This window comes from Campylobacter showae CSUNSWCD (genome assembly GCF_000313615.1).
In the GTDB taxonomy this organism is placed as follows: domain Bacteria; phylum Campylobacterota; class Campylobacteria; order Campylobacterales; family Campylobacteraceae; genus Campylobacter_A; species Campylobacter_A showae_A.
In genome coordinates this window covers 1-264 of record NZ_AMZQ01000023.1, presented here as the reverse complement: position 1 = coordinate 264, position 264 = coordinate 1, and the positions used below count along the sequence as shown (strand labels likewise).

At 54.9% G+C, this 264-nt stretch carries 1 protein-coding gene; it reads right to left on the bottom strand.

Translation table 11 applies throughout. From position 1 onward, the window contains the following. Positions 1-80 precede the first annotated feature (80 nt). The coding region (locus CSUNSWCD_RS11585) for a hypothetical protein (protein WP_034964939.1) at positions 81-264 on the bottom strand (184 nt) is incomplete at its 5' end.

Here is a 264-nt window from a genome sequence, read left to right as displayed (position 1 = left end):
AAGGCGAGGCAAAGCCGAAGCAAAAGAGCTCCCTTTTGTATCCACCTTTCTCTTTTCTTCGGGAGAGGAAGGGGTTCTACTTACGGTCTGCTTGCAGCTACGAGCAAAGCGAAGTAGAGCGTCGCCTTCCTTTGCGTCGTGCTACGCACTCGCAACTGCCGAAGGCAGACCCTCTCCCAAGCCCTCTCCAACCCCACTGCACGTTCAAGGGGTGCGATCGCGCTGTCGCGCCGCACGTTTTTTAAATTTGCGTTTTTGTGGAGT